The 22,142-nt window shown below is 20.9% G+C and carries 14 protein-coding genes and 1 tRNA gene; 2 read left to right on the top strand and 13 right to left on the bottom strand.

Annotated features, from left to right (window positions below; translation table 11 throughout):
• Positions 1–6: 6 nt before the first annotated feature.
• On the bottom strand, positions 7–447 hold the full coding sequence (gene nusB, locus EAO23_RS01475) for a transcription antitermination factor NusB (protein WP_158349162.1): 441 nt from the start codon (positions 445–447) through the stop codon (positions 7–9).
• Between the two features lie 167 nt (positions 448–614).
• Between nusB and EAO23_RS01470 the strand changes: the two genes are divergently transcribed.
• A tRNA-Met gene (locus EAO23_RS01470) sits at positions 615–691 on the top strand.
• Between the two features lie 5 nt (positions 692–696).
• On the opposite strand, the gene recD is transcribed toward EAO23_RS01470, so the two are convergent.
• From recD to EAO23_RS01440, 6 genes are all read right to left on the bottom strand, one after another.
• The gene (gene recD, locus EAO23_RS01465; protein ID WP_158349161.1) at positions 697–2,553 is read right to left on the bottom strand and encodes an exodeoxyribonuclease V subunit alpha; all 1,857 of its coding nucleotides are present in this window, start codon (positions 2,551–2,553) and stop codon (positions 697–699) included.
• Positions 2,525–6,079: an exodeoxyribonuclease V subunit beta gene (gene recB, locus EAO23_RS01460; protein ID WP_158349160.1), complete on the bottom strand. Its 3,555-nt coding sequence runs from the start codon at positions 6,077–6,079 to the stop codon at positions 2,525–2,527. Before recB ends, recD begins: the two co-directional genes overlap by 29 nt.
• Before the next feature lie 42 nt (positions 6,080–6,121).
• Positions 6,122–9,223, bottom strand: a complete 3,102-nt coding sequence (locus tag EAO23_RS01455; RefSeq protein ID WP_158349159.1) for an exodeoxyribonuclease V subunit gamma — start codon at positions 9,221–9,223, stop codon at positions 6,122–6,124.
• Between the two features lie 81 nt (positions 9,224–9,304).
• Positions 9,305–10,198, bottom strand: a complete 894-nt coding sequence (gene mscS / locus EAO23_RS01450; protein WP_158349158.1) for a small-conductance mechanosensitive channel MscS — start codon at positions 10,196–10,198, stop codon at positions 9,305–9,307.
• Positions 10,199–10,435: 237 nt separating this feature from the next.
• Complete coding sequence (fbaA, locus tag EAO23_RS01445) at positions 10,436–11,515, bottom strand: class II fructose-bisphosphate aldolase (protein ID WP_158349157.1); 1,080 nt, start codon at positions 11,513–11,515, stop codon at positions 10,436–10,438.
• A 58-nt stretch (positions 11,516–11,573) separates the two neighbouring features.
• A complete protein-coding gene (locus EAO23_RS01440) occupies positions 11,574–12,725 on the bottom strand; it encodes a phosphoglycerate kinase (protein ID WP_158349156.1) in 1,152 nt (383 codons plus the stop codon).
• Positions 12,726–13,505: 780 nt separating this feature from the next.
• Between EAO23_RS01440 and asd the strand changes: the two genes are divergently transcribed.
• Positions 13,506–14,618, top strand: a complete 1,113-nt coding sequence (gene asd / locus EAO23_RS01435) for an aspartate-semialdehyde dehydrogenase (protein WP_158349155.1) — start codon at positions 13,506–13,508, stop codon at positions 14,616–14,618.
• A 29-nt stretch (positions 14,619–14,647) separates the two neighbouring features.
• On the opposite strand, the gene tusA is transcribed toward asd, so the two are convergent.
• The 6 genes from tusA to lysA all read right to left on the bottom strand — a co-directional run bounded on the left by tusA (position 14,648) and on the right by lysA (position 22,046).
• A complete protein-coding gene (tusA, locus tag EAO23_RS01430; protein WP_158349154.1) occupies positions 14,648–14,887 on the bottom strand; it encodes a sulfurtransferase TusA in 240 nt (79 codons plus the stop codon).
• Positions 14,888–14,991: 104 nt separating this feature from the next.
• Entirely contained in the window at positions 14,992–15,990 is a 999-nt protein-coding gene (locus EAO23_RS01425) for a hypothetical protein (protein WP_158349153.1), read from the bottom strand.
• 3 nt (positions 15,991–15,993) lie between these two features.
• A complete protein-coding gene (leuS, locus tag EAO23_RS01420) occupies positions 15,994–18,558 on the bottom strand; it encodes a leucine--tRNA ligase (RefSeq protein ID WP_158349152.1) in 2,565 nt (854 codons plus the stop codon).
• Positions 18,559–18,788: 230 nt separating this feature from the next.
• The gene (gene ybeY / locus EAO23_RS01415) at positions 18,789–19,247 is read right to left on the bottom strand and encodes an rRNA maturation RNase YbeY (RefSeq protein WP_158349151.1); all 459 of its coding nucleotides are present in this window, start codon (positions 19,245–19,247) and stop codon (positions 18,789–18,791) included.
• A gap of 66 nt (positions 19,248–19,313) precedes the next feature.
• On the bottom strand, positions 19,314–20,660 hold the full coding sequence (gene miaB / locus EAO23_RS01410) for a tRNA (N6-isopentenyl adenosine(37)-C2)-methylthiotransferase MiaB (protein ID WP_158349150.1): 1,347 nt from the start codon (positions 20,658–20,660) through the stop codon (positions 19,314–19,316).
• Between the two features lie 132 nt (positions 20,661–20,792).
• Entirely contained in the window at positions 20,793–22,046 is a 1,254-nt protein-coding gene (gene lysA / locus EAO23_RS01405; RefSeq protein ID WP_158349149.1) for a diaminopimelate decarboxylase, read from the bottom strand.
• Between the last annotated feature and the right edge of the window lie 96 nt (positions 22,047–22,142).

Below are 22,142 nucleotides of genomic sequence, written 5' to 3'. Positions count from 1 at the left end.
TGAAATTTATAAAAATTTTTTTATTTTTTTTTTTTTATGTATAACTTTTAGAGTAATTTTATCTAAAATACTATTAATAAATTTATGACTTGTTTGCGAACCAAAAGTTTTTGCTAATTCAATTCCTTCATTAATAATGACTTTATATGGAATATCTAGTCTTTGAATAATCTCATATGAAGATAATCGTAGTATCGCTTTTTCAATAATATCTAGTCTTTGAATTTTTCTTGATAAATATAATTTAATAATTCTGTCAAGATAATCAACATTCTGAATGACCCCGTCGACAATTTCATTAAAATATTCTTTATCTAGAATAGATGTTTTATTTTGTTTTATTACGTATTTTTTAATTTCTAAAACAGAAGAATTATTTGAAACATGCCAGGAATATAGTGCTTGAATTGCTAATTCTCGCGCTTTCCTTCTTTTTGATGGAATCATTCTTTTTTATCCTGTTTATTTTTATTATTGATATTTTAACTAGTATTTTTTTATTATTCAAATAATTATGAAAAAAATATTTTTTATAAAAAATATTTTTAATAGTAAAATTATTAATAAATCAAGTTGCTTATTTTGATTTTTGTGTTATAATATTTAAAATTGATAGCGGGGTGGAGCAGTCTGGTAGCTCGTCGGGCTCATAACCCGAAGGTCGTTGGTTCAAATCCAACTCCCGCAACCATGATTTTATAAAAAATTTTTTTCTATTTCCATATTTTTATCTCTGATACTTGAGTATCTTTTTGTTTCGTTGTTAATTATATTTTTTAGTTTTTTTATATTAAAATATATTACTAATTTTTTTTTAGCTCTTGTAACTGCAGTATAAAATAATTCTTTAGATAGAATTTTTTTAGAGTAATTAGGAATAATTACTTGAATTGATGAAAATTCCGATCCTTGAGATTTATGTATAGTTATTGACCATGCTGATTCATAATTAAGTAGTATTTTAGGGTTAAAACATCTTATTTTTTCATTGGGAAGTAAAAAAAATGCCTTCATTTTATTATTTTTTAATAAGCAAATTCCAATATCCCCGTTCATTAATTTTAATTGTATATTATTTTTTTTAATAATAATTGGTTTCCCATGATACCATTTGATATTTTTTTTATAATGATTGTTTTTTTTTAATTCTTTTTTTTGTTTTTCTATAAACCATTTGTCTAAATTTTTATTGATTTTTTTTGTACCTATTGGTCCGTCAATAACAGAGCATAAAATTTTATATTTATTAAAATTTTTCATTATTTTGTATGGATCAGAATTTTTGTTAACAAATTTTCGATATTTATTATAATATTTTTTTAATTTTATTAATATATTATTATAATTTTCTGATTTTTTTAATGCTACCCATTTAACATCAGGGTATTTATTTATTAATAAATCATCTATTTGAATTTTTTTTTTTTTTTCTAATTGTTGAATCAAATAATTGATGCCTGAATTTTTTTTGAAACGATATTTTTTTTTTAATACAGCAATATTATTATTTTTTTTTTTAAATTTTTCTAATTTATTTTTTAATTTTGCTTGATATTTATCAATACATAATTCTTTTAAAATCGATCCCGTGTCTATGGAAGGTAATTGATTAATATCACCGATGAATATTATTTTAGTTTTCTTTTCAATATGCGTTGCAATTTTTTCCATGACTGTTAAACTTATCATTGATGATTCATCTATAATTAGTAGATTAATTTTTTTATATTTTTTTTTATTTTCTGAGTAGTTTTGGTTTTTTTTATAATTAATATTAAAAAATTTATGAAGTGTTATTCCATTTTTTGGAAGTGATAAGTATTTATTGTGTTTGTTATTATTTTTGTTTAGAACTTGATAAACTGATTGTGTTAATTTTATTGCAGCTTTTCCTGTAGGAGCGCATAATTGAATATTGATTTTTTTTTTTTTCAATTTTATTAATACTAAAATCAAGTATGCTAATAACGTTGTTTTCCCAGTTCCGGGCCCTCCAATAATAAAAAAAATATTATGTAATAAAGCTTTTATTATGATTTTTTTTTGAAAAAAATCAATATCATCAGGGCAATATTTTTTAACTGCTTGTTGATATTTGTATAAATTTTTATTATTAAATTGTAACCGCTTTTGGTAAATAAATTCAATAATTTTATTTTCAGCATACCAGTATTTATATAAAAATAAATACTTTTTCTCTAAAATTAATGGGGTTTGAATACCACCATTACTACATAATTTGCTTTCAATAACTTTTTGAAACCAATTATCATTATTTTCTTTTATTAAATAAAATAATTTTTTAAAAATTATATTTTTTTTTATAAAATAATTATTTTTATTGATGAATATGTTCACAGGTAAACAACTATGCCCGTTTCGTGCATAATAACTGAGCATAAGAATTATAAAAGATACTTCTGGAGAAATATTTTTAAAATTATGATTAATGCATAAATAAAAATCTGCACAAAATATCAATTCTTTTTTTTTAGCTTGTTTAATTATATTGAAAAATTTTTTTTTATTTTTTGGTATCATTTTCAGCACCATGTAAAAGATTATCTATTTGGTAAATTAAATTGTAAGGTGGCTTAAAAAAATAGATGCCTGTTGTATTATCTTTATTATTAATTCCTCGAATAAATAAATAAAATATTCCTCCAAAATGGATATGATACTGATAATCTTTTATTTTATTTTTTAAATAACGGTGTATAGACAAACTGTATATTTGATATTGTAGGTCATATCGATATTGCATAATTTCTTTTTGAATATTATTATGAGTATAATAATTTTTATTAGGACCTAACCAATTAGATTTATATTCAATAATATAGTATTTTTTATTCCAATAAAATATTAAATCTATTATTCCAGTAATTATTCCTGAAGTTTTTTGAAAATAGATATCGGGGCATTTTGCTGATAATGGATCAAACATTTTCATTACTTTATTTAGTTCATTTATTTTTAAATGATCTTCAATTGGTAAAATAAATTTTATTTCTTTTTGACAATTTGATTTTTTTAATTGATTAAGAGATAAATTTTTTTCATTTAAAGGAGAAGAGATAAACATACATAACCACTTAAATAAGTAATTCATCCATTTATTAGATAAAGATATAAAATTTAATTTTTTAATAATTTTTATTATATTATCTTTTTTTTGAAAGTCTATTTTTTTTAAAACATCATGAATATATATTCCGTAAATCTTTCCTGCTGGAAAATTAAATATATTTACTTTATTATAATTAATTTTTTTTATTAAAATAATAGATTTATTGGTACCGTTTTGTTTATTTTCAACTTCTTTTTTGTATTTAAAATTATATTTTAAAATTTTAGAAAAACTAATTTTATTCCAGGGGTGTTTTATTATTCGAAGAGTTTTAGGTAAAAAATATAATTTTTCTTTTAAAAAATTTTTTTTATAAATTATTTTTTTTTTTTTTGAAGTTTTCTGGATATTAATAATTTTTTTGGTATTTATTTTATATAAATTTTTTATAAAATTATTGAAAGTATTTTTTTTTCCTTTTTGTATTATAAAACTTAAACTATTTTGATGAAAGTTGGTATAACATTCTTTTTGTATTCTTTTATTTTTAATTACAGCTATACCTATACTGCAATGTAGGATACATCTTGTAAGAGCAACATAAAGTAATCTTATCTCTTCTGAAAAAGTTTCTTGATTAGATAAAATTTTACTATCCTTAGAATTTTTTAAATCAACTATTTTTTTAAATTTTTTTCTACAATAAAAAATTTGATTATTTTTTATAGTTCGGTGACTAAAAAATGGAATCCATACTATTGGATATTCTAGTCCTTTAGATTTATGTACAGTAATAATTTTTATATATTCTAGATGATCAAGTATTTGTTCTTCTTCTTTTACTTCATTTCCATTTTTTATTTCTTTTTTCAATATTTTTCTTTTAAACCAAACTAATAATAAAAATTTATTCTCAATAATTTTATTTTTTTTTTCTAAAATATCACTTAATTTTAAAAAGATTCTTGTTTTTAAATTATTATTTTTTTTATTTGTGTGAGATTTATAGATATTATAATCTAGGATTATTTTTTCGATCATTTTTGATATTCCATCATTTTTCCAAATAATATAATATTTTTTTAGTTTTTCTAAAAAAAAATAATATTCTTTTTTTTTTTTATTTATCTGATAAATATCATAAATATTTTTTTTAAAAATTTCTGTCATGAGTAATTTTTGAAATTTTGATTCGTTAGACAAATCTATAATTGAATCGATAATTTGCATTATTTCTTTTGCTTCAATAGTATGAAAAATATTATTTTTTTGAGATGTATAAATTGATTGAATATTTTTTTTTTCTAATTCTTTTTGAATAATAGATGCTTCATATTTATTTTTTACTAAAATTGTTATGTCGTTTTTTTTGATAGAACGCTTTTTTTGGTTTTTGAGAACAATAAAAGATTTTTTATTATATTGATTTGATAACCATTTATGTATTGAATTTGCACATTCTTTAGAAGCCCAGGAATAATATTCTTGAACTGTAAGTTTTTTTTTATGGTTAATAATAAAATTAAAAGCTGCTTGTTCTTTATTATTTACAATAAATTGCATAGTTTTATTTTTTAAATTAACTTTTGAAGGTTGGAAATTAATTTCTTTCAATATAAATGGATTTTTGAAGCGGGAAAATAATATATTAATGCCTTTAACAACATTATGAGATGATCGAAAATTTGTATTTAAAAAGAAACATTTTTTTATTTTCTTTTTAAATTTTAAATATAAAAATATATTAGATCCTCGAAAACTATATATGGACTGTTTAGGATCCCCAATTAGAAGTAAGGATTTTTTATGTGTATTGTTATATAAAAAATAAAAAACATTAAATTGAATATCATCAATATCTTGGCATTCATCAATAATTGTAACAGTATATTTTTTTAAAATATTTTTTTTTATTTTTGATTTTTTAGATTTTATTTGTGCCCACATAATTTTATTAAGATCATTAAATTCTAATCCTTTTTTTTCTATTTTTTTTTTTTGAATTATTTTTGGGATTTCCTTTAGAGATAAATAAATAAAATATTCAAAAAATAAATTATGAGTTTTAAAAATTTTTTCGACACAATTAAAAAAATAAAATTCTTTATTTCTTTTAAATAAATTATTATTAAAAATTTTTTTAAATTGAAAATATTTTAAAATTTTTGGAGTAAAATGGTTTGATGTAGTTTGGTTTGACCAAGACTCTATGGCTTGAAACCATTCTGTTATTCTTTTTTTATTATAAATTTTTTTATTTAAGGGGAGTTTTCTAATTAATTTTTTTATTTCTTTATTTTCTTGATTCCAAGTGGATTTAGTTATTTTTATAATTTCGACAATATTATTATATTGTTTTTTTAAACTAATTTTTTTATCAAAATTATATTTGAATTTTATATCTATTTGATTAATCCATAAATAAATATGTTCTAATAGTTTTTCTGGTGTTTTCCATTTATCAAATAATAGGTTTACGATATTTTTATCTAAAATATATATGTATTTTCTCCAAAAATCTTTAGTTGCATCTAATTGTATTTTTTTAATATTGGGTAATATTTTTTTAGATATTATTTTTTTACATAAAAACTTTTGTTCTAATAAAATATATCGAAAAAAACTATGTACAGTATATATCATAATTAAATCAATATTTTTTTTTACTTTTTTTAAAATTTTAGAAATTTTTTTAAAATCTTTTATTTCTTGGACGATTTCTTCTAAATCTTTTATTTCTTTTTTTTGATAGGTACATATTTCGTATAATTGATAAATTTTTTTTTTTATTCTTTGTTTAAGTTCATTTTTAGAGGCTCTAGTAAATGTAACAATTAATATTTCATTTATTGATAGAGGTCGTGAATACGATTTTTTTATTCCAATATTTAATATAAGACGTAAATATATAAGAATAATAGAAAATGTCTTTCCTGTTCCAGCAGATGCTTCTATTAAAGAAATACCATAATTTGGTATTTCTTTTGTATTAAAAGGTATATATTTCATAATGATTTTAATTTTTTTTTACATGGAAATTAATACATATCATTATATGATATGATATTTTTTAATTATAGTGTTTTTAAAAATAGGTAAGTACCAATATTTACAAGTTTTACATATTTTTTCGATGGTTTTATTATTCATTATGGGGATTAATTTTTTTAGAAAATGGTTTTCTTTTTCTCCAGGGCTAAATATATTTCCGTTCCATATTTTTAAAAAATTTTTTTTTGCGGTAAATATATCATCATGATTTTTTTTAAAGGTATCATTTTTTTTTAAAAATATTGAATGTAACCATATTATTCCAGATTTTAATATTAAGATAGGTTTTTTTTGTCCATCTAGATATCCTTGAATATATTGATTTAAATATTTTTTTGCTTGTTTTTTTTTTAAAGTAGAAAATTCTATAATAGAATTATTTGTTCCTAAAAGTATACTCTTTGTTGATTTTTTAATTATACAGCAAATTATATGTTCTATCCATATAGACATTATATCAGTATGTTTTATTTTATTTGCATTCCATCGAATTAAACCAAATTGATTAAATTCTTTTATTGTTCCATTTAATTGATATCGTTTTGATTTTATTTTAAAATAAATTTTTTTAGGAGAATTTCTGATTTTATTTATTTTATTAGATAAATTTTTTAATTTTTTTTCTTGTTCATTCCATAATATTTCTCCTATTTTTCCAAATGGCAATTTATTTTTTAATTGATATTTCTGAAATAATTTATTAGTATTTTTTTTTAAGATCATGTATTTTAATATTTTTTTATTTAAAAAAAATTGATCTAATGGATTAATAGAAAATAATTCGTCATGAGATATTTTTTCTAAATTTTCATTATAAATATTAACATGTAAGTTGTTTTTAAAAAAATAATTAATGGGATTTTTCCAAAATTGTATTAGTTTTTGGATATTGATTTTTTTTTTGCGAATAGAATTGAAACGTTTTTTTTTATTTATTGAAAAATATTTTTTTTTTTTTGTAGAGAGCAGATTATATAATTGATTTTTATGTTTTTTATATATTTGTTTTAAAATATTATTTTTTTTTTTTTTTTGAAAAAATAAATTTTTATAAGAAAAAAAATTTTTTTTTGCATAAGATAAAATATCTTGTATCCATATAGACGGATATGTTTTATTTTGGATGCTATTTTTTTTAATATAGCTGCAAAATAGGTATTTTTTTGAAGACATAATGGTTTCAAAAAAAACATTTTTATTATCTTTTTCTGTATTAATTATACTGAGTATATCTTTTTTTTTTGTTCTTGAAAAATTTTTTTGTGTGCAGCCCATGATTCCAATTATATCAAAAGGAATAGATTTTACTTGATTGAAATTTATGACATTTATCCCCCCCGACATAAATTGATTATCTGTAATTTTTAAAAAATTAAATTTAAAAAATCTTTCCAATAAAAACTCAATTGATATCTTTTTTTTGTAATTCATTTGAATACCGTTTAAGATAATTTTTTTCCATATATTTTCTAACATAAAAAAAAATTTTTTATATTGATTTGGTATTTTAAAGAAAATATTTATTACTCTAGGTAAAATTTTAATCCAGTTTTTTAATAGTTTTTTATTTATTATAGATTTTCGTAGTTTATTTAATTCAGAGATAAAATGAATAAAATTACCTAAAAGTATATTAACTTTCTCACTTGAGACATTATATATTGATATATTATTCCATATTGAATATTTTTTATTTAACCAAAAACCAGAAGTTATTCTATTAATTGCATAGACCCATGAACATGAGTATATATTAGGTAAAGACATTTTTTTAAAGTGATTTTTATCAAATCCATATCGGACATGTAAATCAGATAGTAGTGTATATAATGTTTTTATTTGTTTAGATTTAATAAAAAATTTTTTTCTTAAAAATTTAGTATCTAAAAGAGATAATACCCATATATATTTAAAACGATTATTTTTAATTTTAAATATATTCTGAAGTGTTGATAGTATTTTTTTTTTTTGAATATCTTTATTTTGGTATATAAAATTTTTATTATTGTATGATAGATGAAATGTTTTTTGTATATATGGTATATAAGGTTCAAGATTATTTGCAGTAATTAGAATATTTTTTGGTTTTATTGTTTTATCAACATTAAATATATTAATAATATGTTTGTATAATTGTTGAACTTCCTGTAATCGTGAATAGCATTGATGAATAGAAAATGAATTATCTTTTTTATTTAATATTTTTTTTTTTTTATTTTTATAAAAATTTTTTTGTAATAATTGATTTTGAAGGATGTATAAAAAATTTTTTTTATTGCTTTTATTTAAAAAAATTTTTTTTTTTATAGTTATAAATTTTTTTTTTAAAAAATTCTCTGGAAATAAAAAATTTTTTTTTAAAGAATGGACTATATCTTCTATTTTATTTTTTTTTGTATTAATGCATTGGTATTGGAATAGATATATTGAATTAGTTATTTTCAAGGTATGTATAATAAAATAATCTAATGGGCTAAGTGTTTTTGTAGATATTAAAAATAATTTTTTAGGTATTTTTTTTAAAAAATTTTTTTTTTTAATGTTTTTTAAAAAATTATTTATTATTTCGGTAAAATTTTTTTGTTTTAAACATTTAAGTTTTTTTATTATAAGAATCCATAACTTTTTTTGCCAGTTATATATGTTTTTTGATGATATAATTTTTTTTTTTTCCCATTCACAAATTAAATCAGGTCTAAAAAAAATATATTTTTTAAAAATATGAGCCATATGTACGCAAAATTCAAAATTTTGATAACATAATCCTTCTTGATTAAGAAAAAAATGATTTTTTGAATCATTGATAATTGACATTAGAATCCATTGTAAATTTTCTTGCTTAAATAGAGAACATAAATTATTTTTATTAGATTGATTTTTTTTGATTAAATTCGTAAAAAACTTTGAAATAGTAATATATTTGATATTCATGCTAATATTATTTTTATTTGCAAGATTTATATCTATCCATTTTGAAATATAAATATTATCTATTAGAAATAATTCATTTATAAGAATATTTTTTTTTTTATTAAATTTAATTTTTTTGCATATTTTTTTTATAAGATATGAAATTTTATTAGATTGATATATTTTAAGCATATAATTCCATAATTAAATAAAAATGATTATTTTTATGGCGTAGAATATTTTAACTCTCTACGCCACATATTTTAATAGAAACTATTTCTTGCTTTCTTTTTTTTGGTTTTTAGTAATTTTTAACATTTTGTGTATTTTTTTATATAAATAAACATCCATTTTAGGGTATGGTATAGTAATATTGTGTTGGTCTAATGCTTTTTTAAATTTTAACATTAAGTCTGAATATACTGAAGTTAATTCTTTATTATGACACCAGCATTTTACAACAAATTTTAATGATGATGGAGAAAATTCATTGAGTCCAACAAAATTTCCTGGATGTTTTAATACACGTTCTTCTTTATCAATGACAGACTGCAATACTGAAATGACTAAATCTACATTTGAGTCATATGCAACATTTATAACAAATTGATTTCTTCGAATTGGTTCTCTAGAATAATTTATAATATTTCCTGCAACAATTTTTCCATTTGGAACTACAATAATTTTACCGTCAAGGGTTTTTAGAATGGTATAAAATATATGTACATTTAGTACGGTTCCAGCTGCATTCCCTAAATTAACATATTCATTAGTTCTAAGTGGTCTTAATAAGACAAGTAATACTCCAGCAGCAAAGTTTGATAAAGACCCTTGTAAAGCTAAACCGACAGCCATCCCAGCTGCTCCTATTATAGCAATAATCGAATGGGTTTTTACTCCTATTTGTCCTAATGCAATAATAAATGTTAATATAATTACTGTATATCGAGCTAGAGTAGATAAAAATCCAGAAATAGTATTATCAATATGGCGCACAGATAACAGTTTTTTTGCCCCTTTTGAAAAAAACTGGCTAATAAAAAAACCAATGGTTACTACTATAACAGCAAGTAATAGATTAATAAAATGAGATAAAAAGGTTTTTTTTTTTAATAAAAAACATAGACCGATTTGTTTTGTGTAATTAATAATTTCTAGTCTCTCTATTATTTTTTTTATAGAAAAAAATTTTTCAACATTTTTATTTGACTATTCAAATAAATTTTTTTTTAACAAACAAAAATTTATTTATTTATTATAATAAATATTACATTATGTATTTAATTTAAATAAAGGATCATTGTGTTTATTTTTTATTTAATTTTTTATTTTATTAAATAGTCAAATGTACATAATATAACATGATTTTTCTTTTTAACAACACTAATATATATATAGAATATTTTATAGACTATTTTTTGAGTTTAGTTTATGAAACATTTTATTTAAATATTTTATAGATTGATTTTGTCCTTGTCGTAACCATACTCTAGGATCATAATATTTTTTATTTGGTTGATTAGGTCCTGTTGGATTACCTAGTTGTTTTTTTAAGAAATTTTTATTAGAAATATAAAATTTTAATACTCCTTTCCAGTTATTCCATTGTATATCAGTATCAATATTAAATTTTACAACTCCATAATTAATTGATTTTTTAATATCCAAGATATCTGTCCCTGACCCCCCATGAAATACAAAATTAACAGGATTTTCAGGTAACTTATTCATTAAGCTAATATGTTTTTGCGCTTCTTTTAATATAGATGGTTTTAGTAAAACCTTTCCTGGTTGATATACACCATGTATATTTCCGAATGCTGCAGCAATTGTAAAATTATCACTAATTTTATTTAGTTCATTAAATGCATAATGAATATCTATTGTATCAGTATACAAAAGATTTTTGTTTATTTTTGTATTATCCACTCCATCTTCTTCCCCACCAGTGCATCCTAGCTCTATTTCTAGAATCATATCTAATTTTTTAATAATTTTTAAATACTTGCTTGAAATGTAAATATTTTTTTTAATTTTTTCCTTTGATAAATCTATCATATGAGATGAAAATAATGGACGATGGTTTTTTTTAAAAAATTTCTTTCCAGCTTTTAATAATCCATCAATCCATGGGAGATGGTGTAGATCACAATGATCAGTATGTAGAATAACTGGAACTTGGTAGTATTTTGCAAGTAAATGTATGTGTTGAGCTCCAGATATTGCTCCTATGATTGCTTTTTGACACTCATTTTTAAGTTTTAACCCCGATCCACTAATAAATAATGATCCCCCATATGAAAATTGAATAATTATTGGAGATTTCATACTTGCTGCAGATTCTAGTGTAGAATTTATAGAATCAGTGTTAATACAATTTACAGCAGGTATAGCAAATTTATTTTTTTTAGCTAATGAAAAAACAATTTTTGTTTCGTTTGCATTTAACACACCAGGTTGAATAATATCTAGAATTTTACACATAATTAAGATCCTTATTGTAAGGTATTTTACGACATATAAATTTTTTAAAGATATATTTTTAAAATTGATTTAATCTATTAATTATTGGAAGTGTTTGTTTTTCTATAAATTCTAGAAAAGCTCCCCCCCCGGTAGAAATATAAGATATCTTTTCTTTTAAGTTTAATAAATCAATAACGGCAATCGTATCTCCTCCTCCTGCAATTGAAAATGAAGAACTATTAGCAATATAACTAGCAATTTTAGCTGTTCCAGTTCTAAAATTTGGTAATTCAAAGACACCTAGTGGTCCATTCCATAGTATTGTTTTTGCTTTTTTAATTATTTTTTTATATTTTTGAATTGTTTGATCACCAATATCTAGTATTTCTTCATTTGATTCAATCATAGAAACAGATTTTATTTTAGGGTTTGAGTTTACAGTATCAGTGATTTTAACGCGGGAATCGATTGGTAAAGATATTTTTTTTGTTTCAAGCATTTTTTTAGCTTGTTTTTGAAAATTTTTTTCATGTAAAGATTTTCCAATAGAATAACGTGTTGAAAGAAATGTATTTGCTATCCCTCCTCCAACTAACATAGTATCTGTAATTTTTAATAAAGAATGAAGCAATTGAAATTTTGTTGATACTTTTGCCCCACCAACTATTGTAACCATTGGGCGTAGTGGTTGATATAATATTTTTTTTAATATTTTTATTTCTGAATGAAGTAAAGGACCCATACATGCTGTTTTTACAAAATCACATATTCCATAGGTAGAAGATTCTATTCGATGTGCTGTAGCAAATGCATCCATAATAAAAATATCACATAGATCAGCATATTTTTTTGATAAAGTAATATTATTTTTTGTTTCCCCAATATTAAATCGAACATTTTCTAAAACAATAATTTGTTTAGATTTTATTTGAATTGGATTATCAAAATAATCTTTGCAAAAAATTATATTTATTTTTGGTAATTTTTTTTTTAAATATTGATATACCGGGAATAAAGAGTATTTTTTATTGTATGTACCTTCCTTAGGTCTTCCTAAATGTGATGCTAAAATAATTTTTGCATTTTTTTTAATTGCTAGTTGAATGGTCGGAATAGATCGATCAATTCTTTCGCTAGAAGTAATTTCATTTCCTTTTATAGGAACATTAAAATCTAATCTGATAAATACTTTTTTATTATTGAGATCAATATCTTTCATGTATAACATATTTTTACCTAATTTTTAGAAGTATTTCGGAATACAAAATTTTTTTTATAAGTAGTTGATAGTATATATATAATTATATATATATCTATAGATTATAAAAGCAAATATTTGAAAATAAATTTCATTATTTTATATTTTTTTGATTTATTTATATAATTGAATTATTTTTAAATTTTATTAATTTTATTTCTATTTTTTGTGTGTTACTATAGATATAATTTTAAAAGGTTAGTTAATATTAAATTTTAACATAGTATTTTTTTAAAATTATTAAATTTATAAATTTTTTATATTTAATAAATTAATTTTTAATTAATAAATATAATATTATAAATATATAATTTTTTTATTATATATTTTATTAAAAATTTATTAAAATATATATAAAGATATTTTATTAAAAAAATTTTAATTCCTGTTTTAATAAAAAGAAAAATTATTAATTTTTTATAAAATATTTTTAATGATATTTAATTATTTTTTTTAAAAAATTATGATAATGATATCTTTAAATTAATTACAATAATAATTTTAAAAATATTATTTTGAATAAATTTTTAAATATTTCTAGTGTTAATCTTTTATTTATATTTTTAAATATGATTTTAAATAAAAATTTAGTAGTTATATATTTTATAAAAATAATGTTACGTTTTTTTTTTAATCATAAATATTATATATAATATTTTAGATATAATAGTAATTATATTCATATTATGAAATATGTTTCTAATTTTTCTATTATAAAATATATGTCATTGAAACAATAGAGAAAAAATAATGAAAAAATTAGTTGGTTTTATTGGATGGCGTGGGATGGTTGGATCTATTTTATTAGATCGCTTAAAAAAGAATAATGATTTTAAAAATTTTTGTTCCATTTTTTTTACTACTTCGCAATTTAGTTTGTTAGCTCCCAATGTATTAAATTCTATTTCCTCAAAATTAGAGGATGCATATAATTTAGATCGATTAATAACATTAGATATTATTATCTCCTGTCAGGGAGAATTATACACAAAAAAAATTTATTCGAAATTAAAATCAATGGGATGGAAGGGATATTGGATTGATGCATCCTCTTATTTAAGAATGTATTCAGAATCTATTATTGTTTTAGATCCTGTTAATTATAACAGTATAAATGATGCTTTAAATAAAGGGATTAAAACTTTCATAGGTGGAAATTGTACAGTTAGTTTAATGTTAATGGCATTAGGAGGCTTGTTTTCTAATAATCTTATTGAATGGGTTTCTGTTTCTACTTATCAATCTGTATCCGGAAGTGGATCTAAAAGTATGTTGGACTTATTGAACCAAATCGGTATTGCTTACAAGAATATCCATTCTTATCTTTCTCTATCTAATAAATCGATTTTAGATATTGAAAAGATATTTACTGCTTCACTTAACAAAATTAATTGTATAAATAATAAAATAAAAGCGCCTTTATTAGGTAGTTTAATTCCCTGGATTGATATCCCTGTTGAAAACGGGCAAACAAAAGAAGAATGGAAAGGTTCTGCAGAAACAAATAAGATTTTAAATTATAAATATAATATACCTATTGATGGTATTTGTGTTCGCGTACCAACATTACGTTGTCATAGTCAATCATTTACAATTAAATTACGGAAGAATATTTCTATTAAAGAAATTCAATCATTGATTCTTTCGCATAATCAATGGGTTAAAATTATAGATAATACTCTAGATTCTACAATAAATGAATTAACACCTTTAAAGGTTACTGGAACGTTAGATATCCCTATTGGAAGAATTAAAAAATTAAATTTTGGAGATAAATATTTATCTGCTTTTTCTATAGGTGACCAATTATTATGGGGGGCTGCAGAGCCATTGCGACGTATGTTAAATATTTTAGTAAATTAAAGATTTAAAATTATATTATTTCAATAAATTTAATAGTTCATATTTTTTTTTCCGATTTCTATAATAAATTGATATGGAATTTTATTAGTAGAAACTACTAATAATTTATGTTCCATAAAATGGCAAAAGAGAGTGATATCTCTTTTACTAACTGGATCATCAGCTAATATTAAAATTTTTTGCCCCTTGTGAAAGGTTCTAATTTTTTTTCTTAAAATCATGATTAAATCAGGACATCTTAATCCTGATAAATTTAACTTGTTTTTCATAATATTTTTTAGAAATTATAATTGAATGGGATAATTTATTTTATAAAAAATTTTTAATAATTTTTTATTGATTGTTTTAAATAATTAATTTTTTCTTTTATATTTTAATCCAAAATTATAGATAATGTTTTTAAATGCATCCAAATGATTTTTTTTTTTTTTTTCTGTATGAATATTTCTATTTTTTTTAATAATTTAAAAGCTAATTGAATAGTTTTTATATCATTGTTTTTAATTAATGATTTTAATGATATTTGCATAATTTTTTTTTTATATTTTGTAAAATCAAAAAAATTATTTTCAATTTTTTTATTTTCTTTTTTATATAGGATAATATATATCAATGTTTTATAAATAGAAACTAGTTTTCTATAGTTATAACTTTGTTTTTTTAAAATACTAAGTATATTTATTGATTTTTTTTTTTGAGCAGTTATGATTGATTGAATCCAATCATAATAATTGATTTCTTGAACAGATTTAAAATATTTCTTTAGCATATAAATTGTAATAAGAACATTGGGATAGAGTAATATTATTTGTTCTAAAAAATTAGAAAAAAATTTTATATTAGTATAGCTATTTTCTAATAAAAAGTTTTTAGCAGATAAAGTTAATTTGATACCACTACTTTTAATTTTTTCTGTGATCCAATAATTAATATTTTTTATATAAAATTTCGAGTTATTTATTAATATTCTGGATTGTTTTGTATAATTTTTAAAGATCGTTACACACAGTTTTTCTGTATAGACTAAGTTAGGAAAAAGGATTATTATAATAATATTTTGATTAGAGTAATTTGTTAATTTCTTTATGTTTAACTGTGCATTTGAGGACATTTTAGAATCATATACTGTAATGCTAAATATTTTTTTTTTAGAAAATAAATCTTGTTTTTGTATTTTTTGATAAAGATAATTCCAGTCTTCATTTTTATATATTACTAATTCATTTTTTTTAAATTTATTTTTTTTATTTATTTGGTTAAGAATAATTTTTTTATTTTTTTTTATAAAAATAAATTCAGATTCTATAATAATATAAGTAAATATTTTTTTTTTATGTAAATATTTTTTTAAATTTCTTGTATCAATTAGCATATTTTATTTATTCTGAATGAGGACAAAATTAATAATTTTTTTAGGTATGTAAATTATTTTTTTTATGACCGTATTATAAAAATATTGTTTTATTTCTTTTTTATTTAAAATTAACTGAATTACTTCTTTTTTTGTTAAATTTTTTTTGATTTTGATTAAACTTTTTTTCTTTCCATTTACTTGTATTACAAGTTTTGTTTTATCAGAAATAATTAAATCATTTCTAGGTTCAGGCCATTTTTCAAAATCTATATAATGATTTTTTTTATATATTTTTCTCCATAACGCAAAACAAATATGCGGGGTAAAAGGATATAACATTTTTATAATTGTTTTTAATGATAGCTGTAGATTATTTTGATTAATTTTTTTTTTATTATTAAGATGAACTATATAATTAAAGAATTTTATTATTTTTGCAATAGCGGTATTGTATGAATTCTTTTTTTGAATATCGTTAGTAACATGGATAATAATTTTTTGTAATTTAGAAATTATTTTTTTTTGTTCATATATAATTTTACTAGTTTTATCGATAAATTCATTATTATATGTAGAATGTGTAAAATTCCATAATTTATTTAAAAATCTATGCATACCTATAATGCTATTGGAATTCCATTCTAATGATGATTGAATGGGGGCTGTAAACATGAGAAATAACCGTAATGTATCTGCTCCATATTTTTTTATAATTTTAGTCGGATCTATTCCATTATTTTTTGATTTTGACATCTTAATTTTTCCTGCATATATCACTTTACTAAGACATGATTTTTTGAAAACATTGATAATTTTTCCTTGTCTATTGCGTTTAATTTTTAATTCTGATGGTTTTAACCATTTTTTACTTCCATCTGTGTTATACATATAGAATGATTCTACAACAACCATACCCTGGCAGATTAATTTTTTTACTGGTTCCGGGGAATTTACATATCCAAAATCACGTAATAATTTATGATAGAATCTAAAATATATGAGATGCATTACAGCATGTTCAATACCTCCAATATATTGATCTACTGGAAGCCAGTATTTTGCTGCTTGAGAGTCTAAAATATCTAAATTAAAATGAGGATTAGTATATCTAGCATAATACCATGATGATTCTATAAATGTATCAAATGTATCAGTTTCTTGAATTACCTCTTTCTTGGGTTTTTTTTTTATAAGATCATTACTATTTTTAAATTCTATTATATTATTTTTATTAATATATTTTTTTAATATAACTGGTAATTTTTTTTTAGAAACTGGCAGATATTTTCCTTTATTATTATATATGATGGGAATAGGGGTCCCCCAGTATCTTTGTCTAGAAATACACCAATCTTGTATTTTATAATATTGACTTCGTTTTGCTTGTTTATTCTTAATTAGTTGATTAGAGATTATAATTCGAGCGTTTTTTTTTTGTAATCTACTAATTTTTTTAGAATTAATAAGAGTCGAAGTATTTTTTTTAAATTTTTCTTGTTGGTTAGAAGATTTATATTTAATTGGTAAATTATATAATTTAGCAAAATTGTAATCAGTTTTATTACTATTAGGGACCGCTATAATAGCTCCAGTAGCATAATTATATTTTACATAGTTTGTGATCCATAACGGTAATTTTTTTTTTGTTATAGGATGTAGTACAAATAAACTGGTATCTATTCCAATTAATTTTTTACAATTTTGAAACTCTAAATAAGATATGTATTTATTTTTCTTTAAAAATTTATTGATATTTTTATTGTTTTTAAGGAAAACATTAATTAACGGGTGATACATAGATATTGCAAAAAATGTTGCATCTAAAATTGTTTCAGGTTTAGTTGTGTATATTTTTAAAAAATAATCAGTTTGAAATATTAGGCATTTTATTATGATTCCAGTGGATTTTCCTATCCAGTTTTTTTGCATTTCAACTATTTCTTTTGGCCATTCCTGAAGTAGCGAAAGATCTTTTAATAATTCTTCAGCATATTCAGTAATTTTAATAAACCATTGTGATATATTTTTTAACTTTACTTTTGTACCACATCTCCAACACACACCTTTTTGAGCCTGTTCATTAGCAAGAACTGTTTTATCAAATTCACACCAATTAACTAAAGTTTTTTTTTTATAAATTAGTTTTTTTTTTAGCAGTTTTATAAAAAATAATTGTTCCCAACGGTAATATTCAGGTTTGCAGGTAGTAATTTCTCTACTCCAATCATAACTAAAACCTAATGATTGTAATTGTTTTTTCATAATAGATATATTTTTATATGTCCACTTTTTCGGTGAAGTATTATTTTTAACTGCAGTTTCTTCCGCCGGTAATCCGAAAGCATCCCATCCAATTGGATGTAGTACATTTTTCCCTAACATTCTTTGATATCTTGAAATTACATCACTAATAGTATAGTTTCGCACATGCCCCATATGCAACTTTCCAGATGGATAAGGAAGCATTGGTAAACAATAAAATTTTTCTTTTTTTTTATTTTCAGTTACAGAAAATGTTTTTTCTTTTATCCAACGTTCTTGAATGATTTTTTCAATTTTATTATGGTTATATTTATGGTTGTTCATTTTTATCCTTTATAGTATTTTCTTTTTATTACAGTAAAAATATATACTATTTTATTTTTAAATATTTTTTTTATTAAAAAATAATTTTATTAAAAATAAAATTATTTAATTTTAATATATAAATTTCTTATATTAATAGAGTAAATTTTATTTTTTAGTAAAATTATTTTTAATTAAATGATTTTAGATTCTGTGTTTTACAGCTGAGTTAATATTATTTTTATTTTTTATTAGAAATTATAAGAATATGGGTTGTTATAATTTAATTTTAACATAATTTTTTTTTCGATTTTTTGCATTTTTTTTTTTGAAATATCATTATTATGTTCATAATGTAACAAATGTAATGTAGAATGAATTACTATATGAGCCCAATGTTCTATTTTTTTTTTTTTTAAAAATAATGCTTCTTTATTGATATACGGGGGACATAAAATAATATCTCCTATGTAGAATGGAAAATGATGTTTTTGATTAATTGTTTTTGTAGAAGGGAAAGATAATACATTAGTGGGAATATTTTTACTTCTATATTTTTTATTTAAACATCTTATTTCTTTAATAGAAACTAATCTAATAGTGGTTTCTATTTTTTTTTTTTTAAAAATAGTTTTTAACCATAATAAAAAAAACTTTTTTTTTGGAAAAAAAAATGTTTTTTTGCATGCAATTTGAATGAATATTTTCATATTATAGATTTTTATTATTTATATTTTATTAATAATTAATAAAATGATTAGATATTTAATTATTAATTAAATAATAGTTCCTTTTAAATAAGTTTTATAGTTTATATCAATTATCTTTAATTGTATAAATTTTCCAATTAATTTTGGATGTCCTTCAAAATGAACAATTCTATTATTTTCTGTTCGACCTCGTAATTCCTGAATATTATTACCTGCAACTCCTTCTACTATAATTGACTGAACTGTTCCAAGCATTCTTCTTCTCCATTGAAAAGATTGTTGGATAATTTTTTTTTGTAGTATTGCTAGTCTCTTTTTTTTTTCTTCTATTGGCGTATTATCAATTAATTTAGCAGCTCTTGTTCCTGGTCGTTTAGAATAAATAAAGCTATAACTAGTATCAAAATTAATTTTTGAAATAATATTTAATGTTTTTTGAAAATCTTCTTTTGTTTCCCCTGGAAATCCAATTATAAAATCAGAACTAATATTTATTTTAGGTCGTATATTTTTTAGTTTTCTAATGATCTCCTCATACTGTTCTATAGTATAACCTCTTTTCATTAGTTTTAAAATTCTATTTGAACCACTTTGTAATGGTAAGTGTAAAAAATTAGTTAATTGTGGAATATTTTTATATGCTTCTATAAGGTTGTCATTAAATTCCATTGGATGACTAGTGATGTATCGAATTCTATGAATTTTGGGTATTTCTGATATTTCATATAATAAATCAGAAAAATTATATTTTTTTTGATATACATTGTCATATACATTATATGCATTAACATTTTGTCCTAATAAAATGATTTCTTTTACACCTATTTTTGTAAGTTTTTTTATTTCTGATATAATTTCATAATTATTTCTATGAACTTCTTTACCTCTTGTATAAGGAACGATACAAAAAGAACAGTATTTATTACATCCTTCCATAATAGACACAAAAGAAGTAAATTTTTTGTCTATCTTTGTATTAATTGAATTTTTAAACTTTTGTAGTGATTTTGTGTTAATATCAATAATTATTTTTTTATTTTTATATGCTTGTTTTAATAGTTCTGGTAATTTATGTATAGTTTGTGGTCCAAATATAATATTTATAAATTTAGCTCTTTGGTAAATTCTTTTCCCTTCCTGGGTAGCCACACATCCTCCTACAGCTATTATGATATTTGGTTTTTTTGTTTTAATTTTTTTCCATCTCCCTAATTGATGAAATAATTTTTCCTGTGCTTTTTCTCTAATAGAGCATGTATTTAAAATAAAAATATCAGAATTTTCTGGATTATTTGTTAAAATGTATTCTTTTTTTCTCATTAATATGTTTTTAATAATAGAGGAATCATGTTCATTCATTTGACATCCCCAAGTTTTGATATATATTTTTTTTTTAATGTTTTTTATATTCATGATTAAGATTTTTTTATTAAATATGTGGAATGTAAATAAGTTATTTTTTTTAAATTTGAATTTCAAAAGAAATGAATAATATATTTTTAAATGTATTTTAAAAATATGTGTAATACAAATACAAATTTTAGTTTAAATAATTGTCTCTAATTGTAATAGTTCTTTTATTGATTGGCGTTTTCTTATTAATTTGAAAGTATTATCAGAATATAATATTTCAGGAATCAATGGTCTACTATTATAGGTAGATGACATAGAAGCTCCATAAGCCCCGGTATCATGTATAATAATGTAATCACCAGGAGAAACCTTAGGAATTTTCCTAGGAAGTAACATTCCATTATAATCAACTGTAAATACATCTCCTGATTCACATAATGGTCCAGCTACGATACTATTAATTATAGGATGATTTTTTACTTTATTTATTTTTCGATGTATTATTGTTATTTTGTGATAACTACCATATAGAATAGGTCTCATTAGATCATTAAATCCAGAGTTTAAGAGTATAAAAGTGTTTTTTTCAGTTTTTTTTACAGAATATATTTTAGCAATTAAAATTCCAGATTGAGCAACTAAAAATCGCCCCGGTTCAATTTCTAGTTGAATTGAGCAGTTTAATTTAGAAGAAATTATTTTTTTTGTTTGGTTCCATTGGTTGAAATAACTGTCAATATCTATTTTTTTTTCTGTGGATTTATAAGGTACGTTTAATCCCCCTCCTGCGGATATAAATTTTATTTTCTGATTTAATAAAAGTGCATATTTTTCCATGTATGAGCATACCTGATATAAATTTTTTATATTTACTCCAGATCCAATATGGATATGTAATCCAATTAAATTTAATTGATATTTTTTAATTATTGAAAGAGCTTTCATAGGATTCCATATACCATGTTTACTATCTTTCCCCCCAGTTTTAGTTTTAATATGATGTCCATCTCCAAATTTAGGATTGATTCTAATCCAAACTGGATGTTGGGGACGTTTCTTGCCAATTTTTTTTAACATATCAATGGATCCAGCGTTAATAGGTATGTTATATTGAATTGCTTTTTTTAGCACTGATTTTTCTAAAATATCGGATGTGTAAACAATATTATTGTTTTTTGGAAGATATCCGGCAAGAAAAGCCCTTTCAATTTCTCCTAATGAAACAGCATCAACTTTTATATTATAATTTCTCATTAATTTTAAAATATGAATATTTGAGCAGGATTTTTGAGCAAATCGAATAATGTCAAATTTTTTTAGTTTTTTTATTTGTTTGATAATAGTATCTTCATTATATACCCACATTGGAGTTTTATATTTTTTAATTAAATAAAGCACATTTTTTCTTGTGAGCATTTTCTTAGACGTTTTTAATGTATCAGACATTTTAATTCCCATTATTTTTTTATTAAGTTTTTTTTTAAAATCATTATTTTTATAGTAATTATTTTATAGAAAAAAAAAATTATTTTTAATATTAGT

This window comes from Buchnera aphidicola (Cinara strobi) (assembly GCF_900560745.1).
Classification (GTDB): domain Bacteria; phylum Pseudomonadota; class Gammaproteobacteria; order Enterobacterales; family Enterobacteriaceae; genus Buchnera_F; species Buchnera_F aphidicola_AJ.
Note: the sequence above shows the minus strand (reverse complement) of the source record. Positions and strands in the feature narration are given on the sequence as shown.

Coding starts and splice junctions, on each gene's coding strand:
- EAO23_RS01425 (WP_158349153.1), bottom strand. CDS start 15,990: ATGCTAATTGATACAAGAAATTTAAAAAAATATTTACATAAAAAAAAA.
- miaB (WP_158349150.1), bottom strand. CDS start 20,660: ATGAATATAAAAAACATTAAAAAAAAAATATATATCAAAACTTGGGGA.
- tusA (WP_158349154.1), bottom strand. CDS start 14,887: ATGAAAAACAAGTTAAATTTATCAGGATTAAGATGTCCTGATTTAATC.
- recD (WP_158349161.1), bottom strand. CDS start 2,553: ATGGTGCTGAAAATGATACCAAAAAATAAAAAAAAATTTTTCAATATA.
- leuS (WP_158349152.1), bottom strand. CDS start 18,558: ATGAACAACCATAAATATAACCATAATAAAATTGAAAAAATCATTCAA.
- fbaA (WP_158349157.1), bottom strand. CDS start 11,515: ATGTGTAAAATTCTAGATATTATTCAACCTGGTGTGTTAAATGCAAAC.
- lysA (WP_158349149.1), bottom strand. CDS start 22,046: ATGTCTGATACATTAAAAACGTCTAAGAAAATGCTCACAAGAAAAAAT.
- asd (WP_158349155.1), top strand. CDS start 13,506: ATGAAAAAATTAGTTGGTTTTATTGGATGGCGTGGGATGGTTGGATCT.
- EAO23_RS01455 (WP_158349159.1), bottom strand. CDS start 9,223: ATGCTTAAAATATATCAATCTAATAAAATTTCATATCTTATAAAAAAA.
- EAO23_RS01440 (WP_158349156.1), bottom strand. CDS start 12,725: ATGTTATACATGAAAGATATTGATCTCAATAATAAAAAAGTATTTATC.
- nusB (WP_158349162.1), bottom strand. CDS start 447: ATGATTCCATCAAAAAGAAGGAAAGCGCGAGAATTAGCAATTCAAGCA.
- ybeY (WP_158349151.1), bottom strand. CDS start 19,247: ATGAAAATATTCATTCAAATTGCATGCAAAAAAACATTTTTTTTTCCA.
- recB (WP_158349160.1), bottom strand. CDS start 6,079: ATGAAATATATACCTTTTAATACAAAAGAAATACCAAATTATGGTATT.